This is a genomic window from Sphingomonas longa (genome assembly GCF_016892685.1).
GTDB classification, from domain to species: Bacteria; Pseudomonadota; Alphaproteobacteria; order Sphingomonadales; family Sphingomonadaceae; genus Sphingomonas; species Sphingomonas longa.
The window spans coordinates 227,423-249,382 of sequence record NZ_JAFEMC010000004.1 but is presented as its reverse complement, the minus strand read 5'-3'; the positions used below and the strand labels follow the sequence as shown (position 1 = coordinate 249,382).

General features: G+C 69.3%; 12 protein-coding genes. 5 read left to right on the top strand and 7 right to left on the bottom strand.

The annotated features are described in order from the left end of the window. The first annotated feature begins 16 nt into the window (after positions 1–16). Entirely contained in the window at positions 17–2,440 is a 2,424-nt protein-coding gene (locus tag ILT43_RS14420; protein ID WP_204199679.1) for an ABC transporter permease, read from the top strand. Beyond that, positions 2,433–3,677 (top strand): TolC family protein, encoded by a 1,245-nt coding sequence (locus tag ILT43_RS14415; protein ID WP_204199678.1) that lies wholly within the window; start codon positions 2,433–2,435, stop codon positions 3,675–3,677. Before ILT43_RS14420 ends, ILT43_RS14415 begins: the two co-directional genes overlap by 8 nt. 3 nt (positions 3,678–3,680) lie before the next feature. Here ILT43_RS14415 and ILT43_RS14410 read toward each other — a convergent pair whose 3' ends face one another. Together ILT43_RS14410 and ILT43_RS14405 are read right to left on the bottom strand one after the other, a co-directional pair. Continuing rightward, complete coding sequence (locus ILT43_RS14410; RefSeq protein ID WP_204199677.1) at positions 3,681–6,326, bottom strand: glycoside hydrolase family 3 C-terminal domain-containing protein; 2,646 nt, start codon at positions 6,324–6,326, stop codon at positions 3,681–3,683. Positions 6,327–6,331: 5 nt separating this feature from the next. Continuing rightward, positions 6,332–7,618 (bottom strand): MFS transporter, encoded by a 1,287-nt coding sequence (locus ILT43_RS14405; protein ID WP_204199676.1) that lies wholly within the window; start codon positions 7,616–7,618, stop codon positions 6,332–6,334. A gap of 180 nt (positions 7,619–7,798) precedes the next feature. Here ILT43_RS14405 and ILT43_RS14400 point away from each other — a divergent pair, with 180 nt between their 5' ends. Beyond that, positions 7,799–8,806 carry a family 43 glycosylhydrolase gene (locus tag ILT43_RS14400; RefSeq protein ID WP_204199675.1) on the top strand — a complete coding sequence of 336 codons (1,008 nt, stop codon included), beginning with the start codon at positions 7,799–7,801 and terminating at the stop codon, positions 8,804–8,806. 5 nt (positions 8,807–8,811) lie between these two features. Here ILT43_RS14400 and ILT43_RS14395 read toward each other — a convergent pair whose 3' ends face one another. From ILT43_RS14395 to ILT43_RS14375, 5 genes are all read right to left on the bottom strand, one after another. Next, entirely contained in the window at positions 8,812–10,290 is a 1,479-nt protein-coding gene (locus ILT43_RS14395) for a glucuronyl esterase domain-containing protein (protein WP_204199674.1), read from the bottom strand. Next, positions 10,287–11,192, bottom strand: a complete 906-nt coding sequence (locus ILT43_RS14390; protein ID WP_204199673.1) for an alpha/beta hydrolase — start codon at positions 11,190–11,192, stop codon at positions 10,287–10,289. The genes ILT43_RS14395 and ILT43_RS14390 overlap by 4 nt, the downstream gene beginning before the upstream one ends. 79 nt (positions 11,193–11,271) lie before the next feature. Then, a complete protein-coding gene (locus ILT43_RS14385) occupies positions 11,272–12,678 on the bottom strand; it encodes an efflux transporter outer membrane subunit (RefSeq protein ID WP_204199672.1) in 1,407 nt (468 codons plus the stop codon). 11 nt (positions 12,679–12,689) lie between these two features. Further along, a complete protein-coding gene (locus tag ILT43_RS14380; protein WP_204199671.1) occupies positions 12,690–15,869 on the bottom strand; it encodes an efflux RND transporter permease subunit in 3,180 nt (1,059 codons plus the stop codon). 87 nt (positions 15,870–15,956) lie between these two features. After that, entirely contained in the window at positions 15,957–17,225 is a 1,269-nt protein-coding gene (locus ILT43_RS14375) for an efflux RND transporter periplasmic adaptor subunit (protein WP_204199670.1), read from the bottom strand. A gap of 423 nt (positions 17,226–17,648) precedes the next feature. Between ILT43_RS14375 and ILT43_RS14370 the strand changes: the two genes are divergently transcribed. Both ILT43_RS14370 and ILT43_RS14365 read left to right on the top strand, forming a co-directional pair. Then, on the top strand, positions 17,649–19,439 hold the full coding sequence (locus ILT43_RS14370) for a thiamine pyrophosphate-requiring protein (protein ID WP_204199669.1): 1,791 nt from the start codon (positions 17,649–17,651) through the stop codon (positions 19,437–19,439). Positions 19,440–19,486: 47 nt separating this feature from the next. Further along, a complete protein-coding gene (locus tag ILT43_RS14365; protein ID WP_204199668.1) occupies positions 19,487–21,937 on the top strand; it encodes a DUF3772 domain-containing protein in 2,451 nt (816 codons plus the stop codon). Positions 21,938–21,960: the final 23 nt, after the last annotated feature.

Genomic DNA, 21,960 nt, shown 5'->3' with positions numbered 1-21,960 from the left:
GTCTGGAGCGTTCGCGATGAACCGCTTTGCCTTGTTGACCCTGTATCGTTCGCTCACCCGCCACAAACTTTACGCCGCGCTGAACATCGGCGGGCTGGCGGTGGGGATCGCGGTGTTCCTCGTCCTGTCGCTCTATGCGCGGTTCGAGACGAGCTACGAGAAATGGCTGCCGCGGTATGACCGCATCTACCTCGTGCAATCGGTCTGGAACATGCCCGGTAGCGCGTTCAATGGCGCGATTCCGTGGACGATGGGCGGACTGCTGGACCAGATGCGGGAGGATTTCCCCGGCACGGTCGGCACGCGGGTGCGCGGCGGCGAGGATGCCGGCAGCGTCGTGCGCAGCGGTGCCGCCGTCAGCGAAGACGTCGCGCAGGTCGATCCGACCTTCTTCGACCTGTTCGACCTGCCGATGGCGCAGGGTGACGGCCGCGCCGCGCTGACGTCGCCGGCCAACGCGATCATCAGCGAGAGCGCGGCGAAGAAGTATTTCGGGTCGAGCGATCCGATCGGTCAGACGATGACGGTCGCGATGGACAGCGCCAACAGCTACCGCGTGGCAGGCGTGTTCCGCGACCTGCCGAAGAACAGCGAGTTCAAGCTGTCGATCCTGATCCCGCTGGCGAAGACGCCGCCGACCGACAATTGGTACCATTGGGGCAGCAGCCAGTTGCAGACATTCCTGCGCTTCGAAACGCCCGAGGCGGCGCGGGCGTTCGAGCGCAAGACCGGCACGTTCGTCGATCGCCGCGCAACCCAGGACATGGGCAAGGACGCGTCCAAGACGCTGAGTCTCGGCCTGTTGCCGATCGAACGCTGGCATCTGGAGCCGACCGGCACGCAGAGCGCCGGGCAGAAGCTGACCGTCGTCACGCTGGGGATCGTCGGGCTGCTGACGCTGCTGATCGCGATCGTCAATTACGTGAACCTCGCGACGGCGCGGGCAGGATTGCGGGCGCGCGAGGTCGCGATGCGCAAGGTGCTGGGTGCGGATCGCGGCGCGCTGGTCCGCCAGTTTTTGGGCGAGGCGGTGCTGACGGTCGCGCTCGCCGCGCTGATCGGGCTGATGCTGGCGGAACTGAGCCTGCCGCTGGTGAATGCCGCGGGCGGTCTGTCGCTGACGATCCCGTATCTGGTGGTCGTGCCGCTTTTGATGTTGCTGGTGCTGGTGGTCGGCGTTGCGGCGGGGTTCTACCCGGCGCTGTTGCTGTCGCGCTATCCGGCAGCGGCGGTGCTGGCGTCGGCGCGGTCGCCGGGCGGCGGTCGTGCGGGAACGCGCACGCGCGAGGCGCTGGTCGTGTTCCAGTTCGGGCTCGCCATCGCCTTCATCGTCGGCACCATCGTCCTGTTCGCGCAGACCCGGCACGTCCGGCAGTCCGATCTGGGGTTCAAGCGGGACGGATTGCTCGTCGTGCGCTCGCTGGCCGAGAGTCTGGTTTCCGCTCCGCAGAAGCGGGCGATGGTGCAGGCCCTGTCCGCCCTGCCCGGAGTCCAGACCGTCTCCGTTGCCGACAGTGCGGTCGGGGGGAGCGGCAACGACAGCAGCGACAACGTCAAGCTGCCCGGCGTCGCCGGTAACGGTCCGTCGCTACGCTGGATCGTCGTCGGCCCCCGCTTCTTTTCGGTTTACGGCAGCCGGCTGATCGCCGGGCGCGTGTTCGACGACGTGCACCGGGCCGACGACAGCGACGGCGTCGCCAAGGATCAGCCGCGGGCGATCGTCATCAATCGACGGGCCGTGCCGGCGCTGGGCTTCAGGTCGCCGGAGGAGGCGATCGGCAAAACCGTTGGCGTCGACCGGCCGCGTACGATCATCGGCGTGGTCGACGACATGCGGTTCGATTCGCCGCGCCAGGCCAATACGGCGACCTATTACGTGTATACGCGCAAGCCCGAGGAACTGGGCTCCAGCGTCGCGACGTTGCGCTTTACGGGCGATCCCCGGGCAATGGTCGCGTCTGTGCGCGGCGTGTGGCAGCGGATGGTGCCGCAGGTGCCGTTCGTCGGGGGTACGGCGGACCAGCGACTGGCGCAATTCTACGAAGCGGACGAGCGTGCGACGCGGCTGTTCGCGATCGGGGCGGGGCTGGCGGTGTTGATCGGCTGCGTCGGGCTGTGGGGGCTGGCGTCGTTCAATACCGCGCGGCGGGTGAAGGAGGTGGGCATCCGCAAGACGCTGGGGGCGTCGTCCACCGACATCGTCAAGCTGCTGGTCGGGCAGTTCCTGCGCCCGGTGCTGATCGCGAACGTGGTCGCGTGGCCGCTCGCGTTCGTGGCGATGCGGACGTGGTTGGCGGGGTTCGACGACCGCATCGCATTGTCGCCGCTGTTCTTCGTCGGCGCGAGCGTGGCGGCGACGTTGATCGCGGTGCTGACCGTGATCGGCCAGTCCCTGCGGGCGAGCCGCGCCGCACCGGCCTGGGCGTTGCGTCATGACTAGGTGGGTCTGCATCGCGGCGTTGCTGATCGCCAGCCCTGTGTCGGCGGAGACGCTGCGCGAGGCGGTCGTCGCCGCCTATGCCGGGAACCCGCAACTGGCGGCGGCGCGGGCGCGGCAGGAGGCGCTGGCGGAGACGCCGGAACAGGCGCGCGCGCTCGGCCGGTTGACGGCGGCGGGGGACGGGACCGCCGGCTACGACCGGTTCGGCTACGGGAAGGGCGGGATCGCCAGCGTGTCGGCGGCGCTGCCGATCTGGACCGGCGGACGGGTGCCGGCCGCGGTCCACGCCGCCGGCCGCGACGTCGCAGCGGGGGCGGAGGGGCTGCGCGATACCGAGGCGGCGATCCTGGAAAGCGTCGTCGCCGCCTATGCGGACCTGCTCTACAACCAGCAGGCGGTGGAGGTGGCGCGGGTCGGCATCGAGCGGCTCGATGCGCAGGTCGCGGAGGCGCGCTCGCGCTTCGGATTGGGGCAGGCGACGCAGACCGACGTCGCGCAGCTGGAGGCGCAGCGCGCCAGCGTCGTCGCCAATCTGGCGGATGCGGAGGGAACGCTGGCGACGGTCGAGGCGGCGTACCGTGCGATCGTCGGGCAGTCGGCGGGTGTGCTGACGGCGGAGGTGCCGCCGCCGGTGCGTCTGCCGACGACGCGCGATCAGGCGCGCGAGCGAGCGGCGACGGACAACCCGCTGCTGCTCCAACAGCGCCGTGCCGCCGAAGCCTCCGCCGCGCGGATCGCGCAGGAGCGGGCGGAGCGTGCACCGTCGCTGGGGCTGGTCGGCAGCTACGGTTATGGCGGACGGTTTGGGAGCGGCGACCTGCGCGGTTATGATGCGGGGGCGGTCGGGGGCGTCGCGCTGCGCGTGCCGCTGCTGACCGGTGGTCTCGTCGCGGCGCGGGTGCGGCAGGCGGAGGCGAACAACCGCGCCGACCGGTTCGGGGTCGATGCCGCCGCGCGCGAGGTCGAGCGCGGGGCGGACGCGGGCTGGGCCTTGCTGACGGCGGCGCAGGGGCGGCTGGCCGCCAATGTCGAGGGGCTGCGCGCCGCCGATCTGGCGCTGCGCGGCGTCAGGGCGGAATATGGCTTCGGCCTGCGCTCGACGATCGACATCCTCGTCGCCGACCAGAGTTTCCGCGCGGCGCAGCTGGCGGTGGCGCGCAGTCGCGGCGACGTGTTGATCGCGCAGGCCGCGTTGCTGCGCGCGACGGGGCAGCTCACCGCCGACGCGTACGGGTAAGGGCTATTTCGGGAGGAGCTGTCGCCCGCGCACGGTGAAGTCGACGGCCGTGGTTGGTGCCCCGGTCCCCGGCTGACCGCCGCCGACCGTCAGGCGGTAGCGGCCCGGCACGACCGCCCGCTCCCCCGCCTGCGACACGCTGGACAGGGCGCGGGCGTCGAAGGACAGGCGGACCTGCCGGCGTGCGCCGGGCGTCAGCGTCACGCGCTGGAATCCGCGCAGGGCGCGGACCGGCATGCCGGGGGCGTCGGGGAAGCTGAGATACGCCTGCACGACCTCGTCGCCGGGGACGGTGCCGGCGTTCGCGACCGTCACCGTCGCCTCCAGCGTCTCGCCGGCCTTCAGCGTCTTGCGCGACAGCGACACCGGCGAATAGGCGAAGCGCGTGTAGCTGAGCCCGTGGCCGAACGGGTAGAGCGGGGTGCCCGTGAAATAGCGATAGGTGCGACCCTGCATGCCGTATTCGCGGAACGGCGGCAGTTGTGCCGCGCTCTTGTAGAAGGTCACGGGCAGGCGACCGGACGGATTGTTCGCGCCCGACAGCGTGCGGGCGAGGGCGGTGCCCCCCTCCTGTCCGGGATACCACGCCTCGACGATGGCGTTCGCGTTGGCGGCGGCCCAGTTCACCGACAGCGCCGATCCGTTCATCAACACCGTCACCAGCGGCGTGCCGGTCGCCTTGACCGCCTTCAGCAGGTCCTCCTCGTCGCGCGGCAGGTCGAGGCTCGACCGGTCGCCGCCGATGAACCCGGGCAGGTTGACGGTCATCTCCTCCCCCTCCAGCGCGGAGGTGATGCCGACGACGCCGATCACCACGTCCGCAGCCTTGGCGGCGGCGACCGCACGGGCCAGCGCATCGGCGCGCACCTCGTTCCAGACGAAGCGGGGCGGAAAGCGGCTGTTGGTCTGTTCGATCCGCACGGCGTGGCGCGCGCCGCGCTTCAGCGTCATCGTCACCAGATTGGCGCCGCGCTGTTGTGGGTCGGTGTTGTCCGCAACCAGCCGGTCGTCGATCCAAAGCCGCGCGCTGCGACCGTCGATGCCGATGCGATACGTACCGTCGGCCGGTGCGGCGACGAAGCCGGTCCAGCGGATCGAGGTGGCGGCGGCCCCCGGCAGCGCCGCGGGCGTGTTGCGGTCGAAGCTGACGCGCGCATCGGTGCGGGTCAAAGCGGGTGCGCCGGTCAGCGCCCCGTTGTTCCAATACTGGCCGCGAAGGCCGCGTGCGCCGTCCGGTGTCGACAGTGCCGCAGTCGGCACCGGTTCCGCGAGGCGCAGGAAATCGGTGCCGGGTTCGAACACGATCTGCGCGTCGGGAAACTCGGCGCGCAATCCGTCGAGCGCGGTGACCGGCTTCAGCGGCTGGCCGTGATAATTGCCCAGCAACACGTCGACCTGATCCGCCAGCGGCCCGACCACGGCGATGCGCTTTATTCGGCCGGGCGACAGCGGCAGGACGCCGTCGTTTTTCAGCAGCACCATCGACTCGTCGGCGAGTTTCAGCGCAAGGGCACGGTGCGCGTCCGAGTTCAGGGCGGTGTCGGGGATGCGCGCATACGGCACCTGCGCCGGCGGATCGAACAGGCCGAGCTTCAGGCGCGCGGTGAACAGGCGGCGGAGCGAGGCGTCGACGTCCGCCTGCGGCAACAGGCCGCTCTTCATCGCGTCGAGATAGCGGTCGTAATCGGAGGTCGCGCCGGGGCCGCGGCCATATTCGGCGCAGTCATTGTCGACGCCGAACTTCATCGACAGCGCTGCCGCCTCCGCCATCGTGCCGACGGTGTGGTGGCCGCGCTGGATGTCGGCGATCGAGTCGCAGTCGGAGACGACATGGCCCTTGAACCCCCAGGCGCCCCGCAGCCGGTCGTTGAGCAGGAAGCCGCTGGCGCAGGCGGGGTCGCCATTGACCGAATTGTACGCGCACATCACCGATTCGACCTTTCCGTCGACGACGAGCGCGCGAAAGGCGGGAAGGTAGGTGTCCTCCAGATCGTGGAGGCTGACGGTGATGTTGTCGCTGTGCCGCGTCGGCTCCGGCCCGCTGTGCACGGCATAATGCTTGGCGGTGGCGGAGACGCGGTAATAGCGCGGGTCGTCGCCCTGCATCCCGCGCACGAACGCCACGCCCAGTTCACCAGTCAGATACGGATCTTCACCGTACGTCTCCTGACCGCGGCCCCAGCGGGGATCGCGGAAGATGTTGATGTTCGGCGACCAATAAGTCAGCCCCTGCATGATCCGGTGCGGTGCGCCGCTCCGTTCGACCTGATTCCAGCGGATGCGGCCCTCGGTCCCGATCGCTTCCCCCATCGCCAGCATCGCGGGCGTGTCGAAGGTCGCGGCGAGGCCGATCGGTTCGGGAAAGACGGTGGCGTAGCCGTTGTTGGCGACGCCGTGCAGCGCCTCGCTCCACCAATTATATTCGGGGATGTTCAGGCGCGGGATCGCGCGCGCCTGATTGACGAGTTGCGACGCCTTTTCCTCCGGCGTCAGCCGGGCGATCAGGTCGTCGACCCGCCGTTCCACCGGTAGCGACGCGTCGCGGAAGGGGATCGGGGCGGCGACCTGCGCGCTGGCGGTGCTGGCGAGAAGGGCGGATGCCAGCGCCACTATCGACGCGCGCTCGATCACGTCGGATTTCATATCCATGGGCATCATGCCTCCTCCACCCCGATCAGGCGACGCGGATCGACCATCGCCCAGGCGAGGGTGCCGACGACGACGACCGCAGCCCCGGTTCCGAACGCCGCCGCCCAGCCGTATCGCGCGGCGATCCACGGCGTCAGCGACGAGGTGAGCGCACCGCCGAGCTGGCAACCGACGTTCATCAGGCCCGATACGACGCCGGTGTGGCGGCCGGCGATGTCGGCGGTCACCGACCAGAACGAACTCTGCGACAGATAGATCGCGCCGCCGCCGAGCGCGAGCGTCATCACCGCGAGCGGGACATTGTCGACCTGCGATCCCAGCACCAGAAACAGCGCCGTCAGCACGAACGACACCATCGCGAGACCGGACCGGCCCCAGTACAGACCGTGCCGCCGCGACACCGCATCGTTGATGAACCCGCCCGCGAGGCACCCGACCGTCATCGCCAGGAACGGCGCCATGCCGAACAGCGCGCTCGATTTCAGGTCCAGGCCCCGCGCCTCGGCGAGATAGATGAAGAACCAGCTGAAGAAGATCCAGATGACGTAACCGAACGCGAAATAGCTGAGGAACAGCCCCCAGACGTTGCGGCTGGCGAAGATCGCGCGCCACGGAATCGGGCCGTCCGCCTCCGTCACGCGCGGTGGCAGGCCGGATTCGATATAGGCGAGTTCGGCCGCGTTGACCTTGGCATGATCCTGCGGCCGGTCGCGCGCGATCGTGTACCAGACCAACGCCGCGACCAGACCGATTGCGGCGCAGACGTAGAACGAGGCCTGCCAGCCGCCGAATGCGATCACCGCGCTGATCAGCGGAGGCGTCAGCCCGGAGCCCGCGCCGACGCCCGCGAAGATCAGGCCGTTCGCCTTGCCGCGTTCGTGCGCGGGCACCCAGCGCGACACGAACTGGTTGCCGGACGGGTACACCGCCGCCTCGCCGATCCCCAGTGCGAAACGGACCACGACCAGCATCAGGATCGCGTAGGCGCCCTGCGGCGGGACCAGTGCGGTCGCAACGCTGAACACGCCCCACCAGATCAGCGCGATCGTCAGCAGCTTGCGCGGACCCATCCGCGCCGCCAGCCAACCGGCCGGCACCTGGAAAGCGGCATAGCCGATCAGGAAGGCGCTGAAGACCCAGCCGAGCTGGATCTGGTCGATTCCGTATTCCCGGCGCATCTGGACGCCGGCGACGGAGATGTTGGTGCGATCGAGGAACGCGATGGCGCTGATGACGAACAGCATCGCCACAAGCCGGATGCGGATGTTCGTGCGCCGCTCGACGGTCGCCATGGCCCTCTCCCCGATCTGCGGTAATCCCGCATAATATCCTATATGATCGACGATAGCTGCGATATAGGCAGGCGTAAAGACCCGCATCGGCACCGCGTCGCCGGCTCAACTTCCGCAGCGAATCCCGCTACGGATCGGTGAAGCCGGTGCTGCCGAGAACGTCGTAAGGAGAAGATGCCCGTGAACCCGTCCCGCCTGCTTGCCATGCTCCTGCTGGCATCGTCGCCGATCGCCGCCGCACCTGCGGATCAGCATCCGTCGCAGCCCGGATCCAACCCGATCATCCGCGACAAGTTCACCGCCGATCCGGCCCCGCTGGTCGTCGGCGATCGCCTGTATTTGTATGTCGGCCATGACGAGGCGCAGCGCGACGAGATGTTCAACATGCGCGAATGGCTGGTCTATTCGACGACGGACATGAAGCACTGGACCGACCACGGCCCGATCATGAAGGTCAAGGATTTCAAGTGGGCGAAGCAGGATGCCTGGGCCTCGCAGACGATCTTCAAGAACGGCAGATACTGGTTCTACGCGGCGGTCGAGCATGACGCGACGCATTCGGGCAAGGCGATCGCGGTGGCCGTATCGGACAAGCCGACGGGGCCGTTCGTCGATGCCAAGGGATCGGCGCTCGTCACCAACGCAATGACGCCGAAGGGCACGCATAGCTGGGAGGATATCGACCCCACCGTCTTCACCGACGACGACGGAACGACGTGGATCGCGTGGGGCAACCGGCAATGCTACATCGCCAGGCTGAAGCCCAACATGATCGAGATCGACGGACCGATCCGCGAGATCACGCCGCCGCATTTCGAGGAGGGCCCGTGGCTGCACAAGCGCGGCAAGATGTATTACCTGACCTACGCCTCGCTCGACCGGAAGACGCACCGGGACGAGCGCGTGTCCTATTCGACTGCGCCGTCGATCAACGGGCCGTGGACGTATCGCGGTGAGCTGACCGGATCGGGCAAGTACAGCTTCACGATCCACCCCGGCATCGTCGAGTATAAGCGCAACTGGTACCTGTTCCTGCACAATGCCACGCTGGCGATCGGCGACCTGAACGGATCGATCGGCCGGCGCGCCGTGACGGTGGAGCATCTCCGCTACAACCCCGATGGTACGATGATCCCGGTGGTGCAGACCGATGCCGGCGTGACCGCGCCGGCGGACAGAGCGAGATAATCGCGCTACCGCACCCGCTTCAGCACACGGTCGGCCCAGGTCAGGAAATGCGGGATGTTGGGCGCGTCGGTGTGGCCGCCGTCGTGCTGCCGCCACGCGAGTTCGCCTGCGTCCCTTGCTTCCAGGACGGCGGGCATCGGCATATTGCGGTAATCGCCGTCCGCGACACCGCTCGCACCGAGGAGGCGGTAGACGCGGCTGGCATCGACCGTCGCCATCCAGCTACCGCGCTGGTCCAGCCACGGCGCGTCGCCGGCGGCGGGGATGCCGTAGCTGACATAGACCGGGCGCGGTGCACACAGGGCGATCAGGCCGTTGGCGTCGACCGGGAGCGCACTGGCATCCAGCTGCGGGGGCGACACGCCCTTCGTGTCGTATTTCAGGAAGTTGCCGGCCATCCAGTGGTATTCGCCGGTGGCGAGATTGCCGACCTCCTCCCCGAAATGCCGGCGCAGCGGCGTCGTCCCGCCCTTGCCGGATGATCCCAGCAGCGCGACGGCGAACCGCGGGTCGAACGCCATCGTCACCAGCGCCGCCTTGCCGTAGCGCGACACGCCCTCGATCCCGATGCGGGTCGCGTCGACGGCGGGGTCGGTCGCCAGCCAGTCGAAGCCGCGACTCGCCGCCCACGCCCACGCCCGCAGCGCGCCCCACTGGTCGGGCCGGCGCGGGGCACCGCCGTTCGCTAGGCCGATGATGCCCGATCGCAACCCGGAGCCGTCGTCGGCCTGCGCGCTCAGCGGGTCGATCATCGCATAGCCCCAGCCGGCGGCGATGATCTGTTCTGGGACGGACGGGGTCGGGTCGAAGCGGCGCGGCGCCGCGGGTCCGGCGAGCATGTGCGCCTGATGACGGGCGAAGATGGGCTTGAGGGCCGGATCGCGCTCGGCGAGCAGCGCCTTGAGCGCGGCGTCGATCCGCTCGCTTTCGTCCGCCGTGGGCTGCGACGGGGCGGGGAAGGCGGCGGGGCCGAACATCATCAGTACCGGCACCTTGGCTGTCGCGCGGGCGGGCAGCACGACCAGCATCCGCAGTCGGACCGGCGGCATGCCGGGGCGCGGATCTGCAACCTCCCCGATCAGGCGACGCGCAGTGACGGCGCGGCCGAAGCCGATCGTCTCCGCATCGCTGGCATCGACGTGCCAGCGGACCGGCGGCAGGTCGGCGGGCACCCGGCCATACACCTCGCGCTCGTAGATCGCGGCGATGGCGGGGCGCTGGACGTCGCGCCACTGCGCAGCGGTGCGGACCGGGCGACCGTCCGTCGTCCGCAACGCGTCGGGCAGCGGATAGGGGTTGGCGGTCGCTTCGTCGGTGCTGGCGGCATCCGGTGCTTTCGGGTCGCCGTTCGCGCCGGGGATCAGTGCGGTGATGCCCAGCGCCCGCATCATCGCCGCGCGATCCGCGTCGGCGGCGGGGTTCTGCGCGACGCCGGCGGTCGCGACCGCAACGAGCGAGAACGATAAGAGTGACCGCAGCATCATCGTGCCGCTTTGCCGAGGGGCCGGGGGGAGAGCCAGCCGCCGTCCGAGAGCCAGTCGTACAGGCGGTCGGGCCAATGCAGGATCGAGATGCGCGGCGACTCGTCCAGATTGAAGGCGTGATCGCTGTCCGCGTACATGTGCAGTTCCGCCGACACTCCGGCTTTTCGCAGCTGTTCGTAAAGCGCCACGGACGGCGCGGCGCAGCATGCGTCGAGACTGCCCGCGACGAGGAAGGCGGGCGGGGCGCTGGCGATGGCCTTCGCCGGAATGCCGCGCGGGCCGGGGAAGACGAGGACCTGAAAATCGGGGCGGCCCGACAGCCGGTCGATCGCATCGACGACGGGGCGGCCGGCGGGAGTCGGGTTGTCGGCGATCAGCGACACCAGCTCGCCACCCGCCGAAAAGCCCATCGCGCCGACGCGGGCGGGGTCGATGCCGTAATCGGCGGCATGCGCGCGCACCCAGCGGATCGCGCGGCGGGCGTCGTCGGCGGCATCGCCGTCCACCGAATAGGGCGACCCGGGCTCGTTCCCCAACCGGTATTTCAGGACGAACGCGGTGATGCCCATGCGGTTGAGCGCGGTTGCGACCTTCGTGCCCTCGTTGGTCCAGACCAGCAGCTTGTGTCCGCCGCCGGGCATGATGACGACCGACGCGCCGTTGCGGTTCTTCGCCGCAGCGGGGAAGACGAGCAGCGACGGGTCGTGGATGTTGCGCACCCAGTAATCGCGCCCGACTTCCGCTTGCCCGCGACGCTTCGCCGCGCCGGGTGCTCCCTGCGGCCAGAGCGGCACCGCGGTGTAGGTCGCGGGCGACTCCGGCGCGGGGTCCTGCGCGGTGAAGGTCTGCGCCACGACGGGAGCGGCGAGCAACAGGCAGGCCGACAGGATCACACGGCGCATCGGCACTCTCCCCAATCCTATAGCATTTGCGCTTTCATGCGGGGAACACGGGACTTGGCGCAAGGGGGGTCGTGCGTTCTCAGGCGCCCCAACCGCCGCCGAGCGCACGGAAGACGTCGACCTGCGCGGTGGCGATCTGTGCGTCGGCGAGCGCGAGCGTCGCCTCCGTGTCGGCCAGCGTGCGTTCGGCGTCGAGCGCGACGAGGCTGTCGATCTGGCCCTCACGCTGCTGCGCGCGGGTGATGCGTGCGGCGGCGGCAGCCTGATCGCGCGCGGATTGCAGGGCGGTGCGGCGTTGCAGCGCGTTGGCGTAGGCCGACAGCGCGGTCTCGCTTTCCTCCAGCGCCTGCAACACCGTGCCGTCGAAGGTCGCAAGCGCGGCCTGCGTGTCCGCCTCCGCGCCGGCGATGCGCGCGCGCGCCCTGGTCGGGTTGACGTTCCAGTTGATGAGCGGGCCGAGCAGCCAGCGCAACGGACCGCCGCCGAACAGGTCGCCAAGGCCAGCGCTGGTCTGGCCGATCGAGCCGCCGAGGCTGATCTTCGGATACAGGTCGGCGGTGGCGACGCCGATCCGTGCGGTGGCGGCGGCGAGGCGGCGTTCGGCGGCGCGCACGTCGGGGCGGCGGGCGAGCAGTTGCGCGCCGTCGCCGATCGGGATGGGACGATCGAGCCGCAGCGTCGTCGTGCGGGCGGCGGCGATCGGCGGCAGGTCGGCGGGCGCGCGGCCGGTCAGCGTCGCGAGCCGGAACAACGCCGCCTGGCGCTGCGCCCGAATCGCGGGGATGTCGGCGAGGCGCTGGTCGCGCAACGCGGCGATGCGGGCGGTGTCGAGACCGGTGGTCAGGCCGACCTTGGCGCGGTTCGACGTGACGCCGAGCGAACGGTCGATCAGCGCGACGATCCGCTCCGCCACGGCGATGCGTTCGGCGGCGGAGGCGGCGTCGGCATAGGCGCGGGCGGTCTCGGCGGCAATCGAGACGCGCACCGCGTCGAGGTCCGCCTGCGCCGCGCCGACATCGCCGCGCGCCGCCTCGACGTTGCGGCTGATGCGGCCGAACAGGTCGACTTCGTACGAGACGTTGAGGCCGCCATCGACGCGCCAGCCTTCGCGATCGACGCCGGGGATGGTCTGGATTTCGGACACGCGGCCGTAATTGCCGCTGGCGCTGACGTTGCCCTGCGGCTGGCGGGCGCCGCGAACCTCCCGCAGCGACGCGCGGGCACGGGCGAGGCGGGCGGCGGCGACACGCAGGTCGGTGTTCGCCCCGAGCGCGTCGGTGACGAGGCCGTCGAGGACGGGGTCGCTGTAGAGTTGCCACCAGCGTTGGCTGGCGGGGGCGGTCGGGTCGACCGCGGTGCTGGTCGACAGGAACGGCCCTGCCGCGGCGACGGGCGTCTGCGGGGCGACATAGTCTGGGCCGGTCGCGCAGGCGGCGAGGGCCAGTGCTGTGGCCAGTGCGGAAACGGTGGCGAGGATGGCACGCATGGTTTTGCTCCTTATTCCGCCGGCAGCGCGTGGGGCGCGGGGCTGGCGGCGTGCCGGCGGCGGGCGAGACGATCGCCCAGCGCGCGGCACACGACGTAGAAGGTGGGCGTGAACAACAGGCCGAACCCGGTGACGCCGATCATGCCGAAGAACACCGCGGTACCCAGCGCCTGCCGAAGCTCGGCACCGGCACCCTTCGCGATCAGCAGCGGCACCGCGCCGAGGATGAACGCGAAGCTGGTCATCAGGATCGGCCGCAATCGGTCCTGCGCCGCGCGCACCGCGGCTTCGACCGGGGACAGGCCGTCCTGTTCCTCCGCCTGCTTGGCGAATTCGACGACGAGGATGGCGTTCTTCGCGGCGAGCGCGATCAGTACGACCAGGCCGATCTGGGTCAGGACGTTGTTGTCCATGCCGCGCAGGTTCACGCCGATCATCGCCGCGAGCAGGCACATCGGCACGATCAGGATGATCGACAGCGGCAGCACGAGGCTTTCATACTGCGCCGCCAGCACGAGGAAGACGAACACCACCGCCAGCGCAAAGACGATCGCCGCCGTGCTGCCCGCCGCCTTCTGCTGGAAGGCGATGCCGGTCCATTCGGTGCCGTAGCCCGCCGGCAGCGTCTCGGCCGCGACCTTTTCCATCGTCACCAGCGATCGGCCGGAGGAATAGCCGGGCGCGGTGTCGCCATCGACCTCGACCGCGGGAAAGAGGTTGTAGCGGGTGACGCGGTACGGCCCGGTCTTGTCGCGGAAGGTCGACACTGATCCGATCGGCACCATCGCGCCGCTGTTCGACCGCGTCTTCAGGTTGGCGATGTCCGCCGTGGTCGCGCGGAACGGGGCGTCGGCCTGCGCGGTGACGCGGTAGGTGCGACCCAGCAGGTTGAAGTCGTTGACGAAGGCCGAGCCGAGATAGACCTGCAACGCCTCGAACACGCGTTCCGGGGGGACGCCGAGCATGTCGGCCTTGGCGCGGTCGATGTCGGCGAAGATACGCGGCGTGGCGCTGTCGAAGAAGGTGAAGACCTGCGCCAGCCCCTCGGTCTGGTTCGCCTTGGCGAGCAGCTTGCCCGTCTCCTCGCCCAGCTTCTGGTAGCTGCCGCCGTTCTTGTCCTGCACGATCAGGCGATAGCCGCCGGCCGACCCGATACCCTGGATGAGCGGCGGCGGGATGACGAGGATACGCGCCTCGTCGATGTCCGCGGTGACCTTGCGGGCTTCCGCCATGATGCTGGCGAGGGTGACGCCGAGCGCCTGACGGTCCTCGAACGATTTCAACGGGATGTAGGCGGCGGCGGCATTGGGGGCGAGCGTTTGCGACGGACCGTCGAAGCCCGCGAGCATCACCGCGCCCTTGACGCCGGCCAGTGGCAGGATGCGCTTGGCGACCTTTTGCACGACAGCGTCGGTGCGCTCCACCGAGGCGCCGGAGGGAAGCTGGACGACGGTCAGGAAGTAACCCTGATCCTGCGCCGGGATGAAGCCCGACGGCGTCGCCCAGAACAGCGCACCGGTAGCGGCGATCAGGCCGAGATAGACGGTCATCATCCGCTTGGGACGGGCGACGAGCGCGGCGGTGAGCGCGGCGTAGCGGGCGCTCATCCGTTCGAAGCCGCGGTTGAACGCATCGCCCGCGCGGCGGACGGTGCGGGTCAGGCGATTGCCGTTTTCTGCATGGACGTGCGCCTTGAGCAGCATCGCGGCGAGCGCCGGCGACAGCGTCAGCGACAGCAGCAGCGAGATGATCGTCGCCGTCGAGATCGTCACCGCGAACTGGCGGTAGAACGCGCCGGACAGGCCGGTGAGGAACAGCGTGGGCACGAACACCGCGCACAGCACCAGCACGATCGCAACCAGCGCGCCCGACACCTCGTCCATCGACGTGCGTGCCGCCTCCAGCGGGGTCAACCCGCGCTCCAGGTTGCGCTCGACATTCTCGACCACGACGATCGCGTCGTCGACGACGATGCCGATCGCCAGCACCAGTCCGAACAGTGACAGGTTGTTGAGGCTGTAGCCGAGCGCCGCCAGCACCGCGAAGGTGCCGATCAGCGAAACGGGAATGGCCACGATCGGGATGATCGCCGCGCGCCATTTCTGCAGGAAGACAAGGATGACGAGCACGACGAGGATCATCGCCTCAACGAGGGTATGCTTCACCGCGTCGATCGACTGGGCGATGAACTCGGTCGGGTTGTAGATGACGCGGTATTCCAGCCCCTTGGGGAAGTCCTTCGCCATCGCGTTCATCTCGGCGCTGACCGCTTCGGCGGCGGCGAGCGCGTTCGATCCGGGGCGCTGGAAGACGGCGGCGATGACGGTCGGCTCGCCCGACAGATAGGTGTTGGAGCCGTAATCGGCCGCGCCGAGCTCGACCCGCGCGACATCGGCGACGCGGACCTGACGACCGTCCGCATCGGTGCGGATCACGACCTGAGCGAACTGCGCCGGATCGACGAGGCGGCCCTGCGTCTCGACGTTGAGCTGGAACGCGCTGCCGTTCGCATAAGGCGGCTGGCCGAGCGTGCCGGCGGCGACCTGCACGTTCTGCGCGCGCAGGGCCGACACGATGTCGCCCGCGGTCAGGTTGAGCGCGGCGGCGCGGCCGGGATCGATCCACACACGCATTGCATAGTCGCGCGCGCCGAACAGCCGCACGTCGCCGACGCCATCGATGCGCGCCAGCCGGTCGCGGACCTGAGTCAGCGCGTAATTGGAGATGTAGCCGCGATCGAGGCTGTGGTCGGGCGAGACGAGGTTCACGACCATCAGGAAGTCGGGCGACGTCTTGCGCGTGACGACGCCGAGGCGCTGCACCTCTTCCGGCAGGCGGGGCACCGCGACCGCGACGCGGTTCTGGACCAGCACCTGCGCGGCGTCGAGATCGGTCCCGAGCTTGAAGGTGACGGTGATCGTGACCGTGCCGTCGCCGGTCGACTGGCTGCTCTGGTAGAGCATGTTGTCGACGCCGTTGATCTCCTGCTCGATCGGCGCGGCGACCGTCTCCGCGACAGTTTCCGCCGATGCGCCGGGATAGGTTGCGGTGACCGTCACCGTCGGCGGCACGATGTCGGGATATTGGGAGACGGGCAGGCCCCAATAGGCAATCGCGCCGACGATCGTGATGATGACCGCGATGACCGCGGCGAAGATCGGGCGCGTGATGAAGAAGCGCGAAAAGCGCATGGCAGGCTCCCCGGAAGAGGATGGAATTCGACAGGTGTGTCGGTCTCACCCTCACCGGCGATGTGCGCGGGTGAGGGTGAGTGGATGTTACCGGGCGAAGGTGACTTCGCCCGCAACCGGCGCAGCGCCGCCGCCGGGCGGCGCGGCATCCGCCGTGGGGGCGATACGGCCGGGCTTGGCGGTGACCTTGGTGCCGGGCATCGCCATCTGCGTGCCGCTGATGACGACGCGGTCGTTCGGCGACAGGCCGGCGCGAATCACGCGCAGCCCGCCCAGCACGGGGCCGAGCTGCACCGGTTTGGCGACGACCGAGCCGTCCTGCGCCACGGTCAGCAGCGTCTTGCGCGCCTGATCGGTCTGGACGGCGGAGTCGGGGACCAGCAGCGCGCGCGTGGTGCCGCCGCTGCCGAGGCGCATGTTGCCGAACAGGCCCGGCGTCAGGAACAGGCCGGGGTTGGCGAGCACTGCGCGGCCTCGGATCGTGCCCGATTTCGGGTCGAGGCCATTGTCGGTGAAATCGAGGCGACCCTTCCAGCGATAGTCGCCCTCGTCCTGCAACTTGACCTCGACCGGCGTCACGTCGGCGCCCGAGGCGGCGGCGCGTCTGGTCTTGAGGAACAGCGCTTCCGAGCCGTCGAAGGTGAAGTAGATGGGGTCGAGCGCGTTGATCGTGGTTAGCAGCGTGCCGTTCGAGTCGCCCGCGGCGACCAGGTTGCCGGCGTCGATGCGACGGTCGGAGATGCGGCCGGCGATCGGCGCGCGGACCTGCGTGAACTCCATGTCCAGCGCGCGCGAGCGGACGCGAGCCTGTGCTGCGGCGAGGCTGGCGGTCGCGGCGCGCAGGCGGGCGTTGAGTTGGTCGACGTCGCTCTTCGACACCGCATCATCGGCGACGAGCCGGTTGGCGCGGTCGAGATTGGCGCGCGCAAGGGCGACGTCGCTCTGTGCGCTCGCCAGACCGGCTCGCGCTTCGGCGAGCGAGGCGGCGAAGGGGCGGGAATCGATCGTGAAGAGCAACTGGCCCTTTCGCACGATCGCGCCGTCGGTGAAGTGGACCGCGGTGACCGCACCCGACACGCGCGGGCGTACCTCGACGCTGCGGCTGGCTTCAAAGCGGCCGACATAATCGTCCCATTCGTTGACCTCGCGCAGCAGCGGCTGGGCGACCGTGACGGCGGGTGGCGGCGGCGCCGCGGCGGCGGGGGCGTCGCGGTCGATCAGCGTGTAGCCGAGCGCGACGGCGGCTACCGGCAGCAGCAGCAGCGCCGGCTTGCGCCAGCGTGGCTTGGCGTGTGCTGGCGACGGGTCGTCCCGCGCCTGACCCTGCGGGGCCTCGACGGGTGAATACATGTTCATGCGCGGTTTCCCTTCGGCGTAGGGGCGGCGGTGACGTTTTGGTGGGCCATGATGATCTCCCTCGATCATGTCTGATGGGCACAGCGGGTCGTTGCCCGCGGGCCCTGTTGCGACGGGGCGTCCGTGGCGGATGAAATTCGGCACAGGGGTATGTTCGGCCACGCAGTCGCGCGCCGTGGATCGCTCCGGCAAAGGACAAGCCGGCCCTCCCACTCCGCGAAGGCCGTGCGTTACGCTGGGACGCGATCGGTCGGTGGGGCCGTCACGTTCTATACTGAACGGTATATAAACGGCGTGACAGGTTCGTCAATAGCATTGTGTACCGACAGGTATGTTTCGTGTCCAGATCGCTCATTCAGGCTCGCCCGGAACCCCCCGACTCTCCTGACGTACTGAGTCCCGAACAACCCCAAGGACTTCGGCATGAGCAAATCGACCAGCGACTTCATCGTCGAGCGTCTGAAGGCGTGGGGCGTAACGCGGATCTACGGTTACTCCGGCGACGGCATCAACGGCGTGCTGGGCGCGCTGCAACGCGCGGAAAAGGCGGGCGAGGGCATTGAGTTCATCCAGGTCCGGCATGAGGAGATGGCGGCGTTCATGGCCACTGCGCATGCGAAGTTCACCGGTGAGCTGGGCGTGTGCCTGTCAACCGGCGGGCCGGGCGCGACCCACATGCTGACCGGGATGTACGACGCCAAGCTGGATCATGCGCCGTTGCTGGCGATCTGCGGGCAGGCCGAGTCGACGGTGCGCGGGGCGGTGTACCAGCAGGAACTGAACCTGGACCGCGTTTTCGCCGATGTCGCGGCGTTCGTGCAGGAGGCCGCCGCGCCGGCGCAGATCCGGCACCTGATCGACCGGGGCCTGCGCGTCGCGATCGCGGGCAACACCGTCACCGCACTGATCTTCCCAAAGGACGTGCAGGACGAGCCGTGGGAGGAGCCGGCGCGCGCACATGGCTTCACGCGCTCCGGCCCGGGCTATTCGCGGCCGTTGGTGGTGCCGCAGGAGGCGGACCTGCGCCGCGCCGCCGAGGTGCTGAACGCCGGGTCGAAGGTCGCGATCCTGATCGGCGCGGGCGCGCGCGCAGCGGCGGCGGAGGTGGAGCATGTCGCCGACCTGCTGGGTGCGGGCGTCGCCAAGGCGCTGCTGGGCAAGGACGTGCTGCCCGACGACCTGCCCTTCGTCACCGGGTCGATCGGGCTGCTCGGCACGAAGCCGTCGTCGGACATGATGGAGGGGTGCGACACGCTGCTGATGATCGGCACCGGCTTTCCGTGGGCGGAGTTCCTGCCGGCGGACGGACAGGCGCGGGCGGTGCAGATCGACATCGCCGCCGACATGCTCGGCCTGCGCTATCCGGTGGAGGTCAACCTGCACGGTGGCGCTGCGGAGACGCTGCGCGCGCTGCTGCCCTTCCTTCAGCGCAAAACGGATCGTGGCTGGCTGGACGGGATCGTCGACGGGATGCGCGACTGGCACGAGACGCTGAAGAAGCGGGCGTTCGCCGCCGCCAACCCGGTCAACCCGCAGCGGGTCGTGTACGAGATGTCGCCGCGCCTTCCCGCCGATGCGATCGTCACGTCCGACTCGGGGTCCTGCGCCAACTGGTATGCGCGCGACTATCAGGTGAAGCGGGGGCAGCGATCGTCGCTGTCGGGCGGGTTGGCGTCGATGGGGGCGGCGGTCCCCTATGCAATCGCGGCGAAGTTCGCGTTTCCTCACAAGCCGGTCGTGGCGCTGGTCGGCGACGGGGCGATGCAGATGAACAACATGGCGGAGCTCATCACCGTCCAGAAATACTGGCAACGCTGGGCCGATCCACGGCTGATCGTCTGCGTCTTCAACAACGAGGACCTGAACGAGGTGACGTGGGAGCAGCGCGTGATGGAGGGCAATCCGCGCTTCGCCACGACGCAGGACATTCCCGACGTGCGCTATTCGCAGTTCGCGGAGATGATCGGGCTGACGGGTATCTTCGTCGACGATCCCGAACAGCTCGGTGCTGCGTGGGACAGGGCGCTGGCGGCGGACCGGCCGGTGGTGCTGGAGGTGAAGACCGATCCGGAGGTCGCGCCGCTGCCGCCGCACGTCACGTTCGAGCAGGCAAAGGCGTTCATGTCGTCCATGGCGAAGGGCGACAAGGGTGCCGGTCGCGTGATGATGGAGACGGTGCGCCAGCTGGTCGGTGGGCATCCGAAGGCGGACTGACGGGTTCGGGGTCGCTCCAGCGAGTGCGAGCGGGTAAGGAGCGGCCCGTGTTTCGTCGTTCCAACCTTCTCGTCGCTGCGCTTCTAACGTGGCTGATCGCCGCGCTGCTCGTGGCCTCGCCGCTGGCTGCGCAGACCGAGGATCCGGTCGGTGGCGTGGTCACCCACCTGTCGACGGCGTCGAACGAGGTGCGCGCGGTCGAGCGTGCCGCCGACACCGTCGACACACGCGAGGATCGCGCCGCGCTGACCGATCGCCTGTCGGCGGTGCGCGCCACCGCCGCCGACGCGGGCACGACGCTGGACGCGCAGATGGCGCTGGTCGATGCCAAGATCGCGGAGATCGGCCCGGTGACGCCCGGTATCGTCGACGCGCCGGACATCGCCGCGCAGCGCAAGCTGCTGGCGCAGCGGCGCGCGACGATCGACTCCGCGATCCGCCGCGGCAAGTTGCTCAACGTCGAGGCGCAGCAGCTCGCCGACCGGATCGCGGCGGATCAGGCGGCGGAACTCGGGCGAAGCTGGAGGACGCGTAATCCTTCGCCGCTGACACCGGGTTTCTGGGCGGCGATCGTAGACGCGACGCCACGCGATGTCGGCCGCGTCGCGCGCGTGCTGGAACAGGTGATGGCCGATATCGGCACGGGCCTGATCGGCGGTGGCGGCTGGATCGCGCTGCTCGGCGCTGTAGTGGCGGTGGTGCTCGGCTGGCCGGCAAGGATCGCCTTGAGGGAGGCAGGGCGGCGCTACGCGATCGGTGCCGCGCCCGGCCACCGGGTGCGGCGCACCGGATACGCGATGTGGCGGCTGGTCACGGGGACGGCGCTGCCGACGCTGGCGGCGCTGGCGGTGGCGCAGGGCTTGCGCTGGTCCGGCCTGACGGGCGCGACCGTCGAGCCGATCCTGAGCGCAGCGCTGTTCGCGATCGGGATGGGCGCATTCATCGGCGCGCTCGGCGGGGCGCTGCTGATGCGCAGCCAGGGATCGTGGCGGCTGCTGCCGATCGACGACGCGGTCGCCCGCGCGTTGATGCCGTGGGTGTGGGTGCTGGCGGTCCTGACGTCCGCGGACATCCTGCTGTCGGCGACGGTGGAGGCGATGCGGTTGAGCACGACCGCCGTCTTCGTGACCGATTCGGCGATCGCCACGGTGAGACTGCTGGCGATCGGCGGCCTGTTGTTCACGCTGGGCCGGCTGCGCAGCCGTGCGCGCGCCGAAGCGGAGGCGCAGGCCGTCGCGACCGAAGCGCCGGCGGTCAGCGGCGCGGGCGCGGCACGAGCAGGGGTCGGCGTCATCACGCTGGTCGTGTGGCTGGTGACGCTGGCCAGCGCCGGGGCGCTGCTGATCGGGTATACGACGTTCAGCCTGTTCCTGACCCGGATCGCGATCGAGTGGCTGGCGATCGTCATCGGTACCTTCTACCTGTTGCTCGCCTTCGTCGACGATGTCGTCACGACGGTGTTCTCCGCCGACAGCCGCACCGGCCATGTATTGGCGCGCGGCGTCGGCATCCGGCCGAGTGCGATCGACCAGTTCGGCGTACTCATGTCCGGAGCGCTACGGCTCGGGCTGGCGCTGGTCGCGATCGTCATGCTGTTGACGCCGTTCGGTTCGGGCGTGGACAGCACCGTCGAGCGCTTCGGCACCGTCGCGAGCGGCATCACCGTGGGCGATGTCAGTATCTCGCCCGGCGCGATCATCCGCGCCGTCGTCGTGCTGGTCGTCGGACTGGCGCTGGCAAGGCTGTTCCTGCGCTGGCTGAACGACCGTTACCTGCCGACGACGGCGATGGATGTCAGCGCGCGCAATTCGTTCGCGATGATCGCCCGGTACATCGCCATCATCCTGGCGGTCCTGTGGGGGCTCGCCTCGCTCGGCATCGGCATGGAGCGGATCGCACTGCTGCTGTCGGCGCTGTCGGTCGGCATCGGCTTCGGCTTGCAGGCGATCACGCAGAACTTCGTGTCCGGCCTGATCCTGCTCGCCGAGCGGCCGGTGAAGATCGGCGATCTCGTTCGCATCGGCACCGACGAGGGCGACGTGAAGCGCATCAGCGTGCGCTCGACCGAGATCGAGCTTGCGGACCATTCGACGCTGATCGTGCCGAATTCGGAACTCATCACCAAGACGGTGCTGAACAAGACGATGTCGAACGCGCTGGGCCGGTTGCAGGTGCAGTTCTCCGTCCCGCTCAACGTCGAACCCCAGCGTATCCGCCAGATCGTACTCGACGTGTTCGCGGCGGAACCGACGATCCTCGACGAACCCCCACCAGTCGCCTTCATCGACAACATCGTCGACGGCCGCATCCTGTTCAACTGCTTCGCCCACACCTCCAGCCCGCGGACCTCCTACCCGGCGCGCAGCAGTGCGCTGATGATGATCCTGCAACGGCTGGCGGAGGAGCATATCGATGTGGGCACGGTGCCGCAGCAGCTTCAGTTGCTGCCGGCGCATCGGCGCGACGACGAGCAAGGCCACCACGACCCAATCAGCTGATAAAGCGGCGTTCCCTGTCCGTT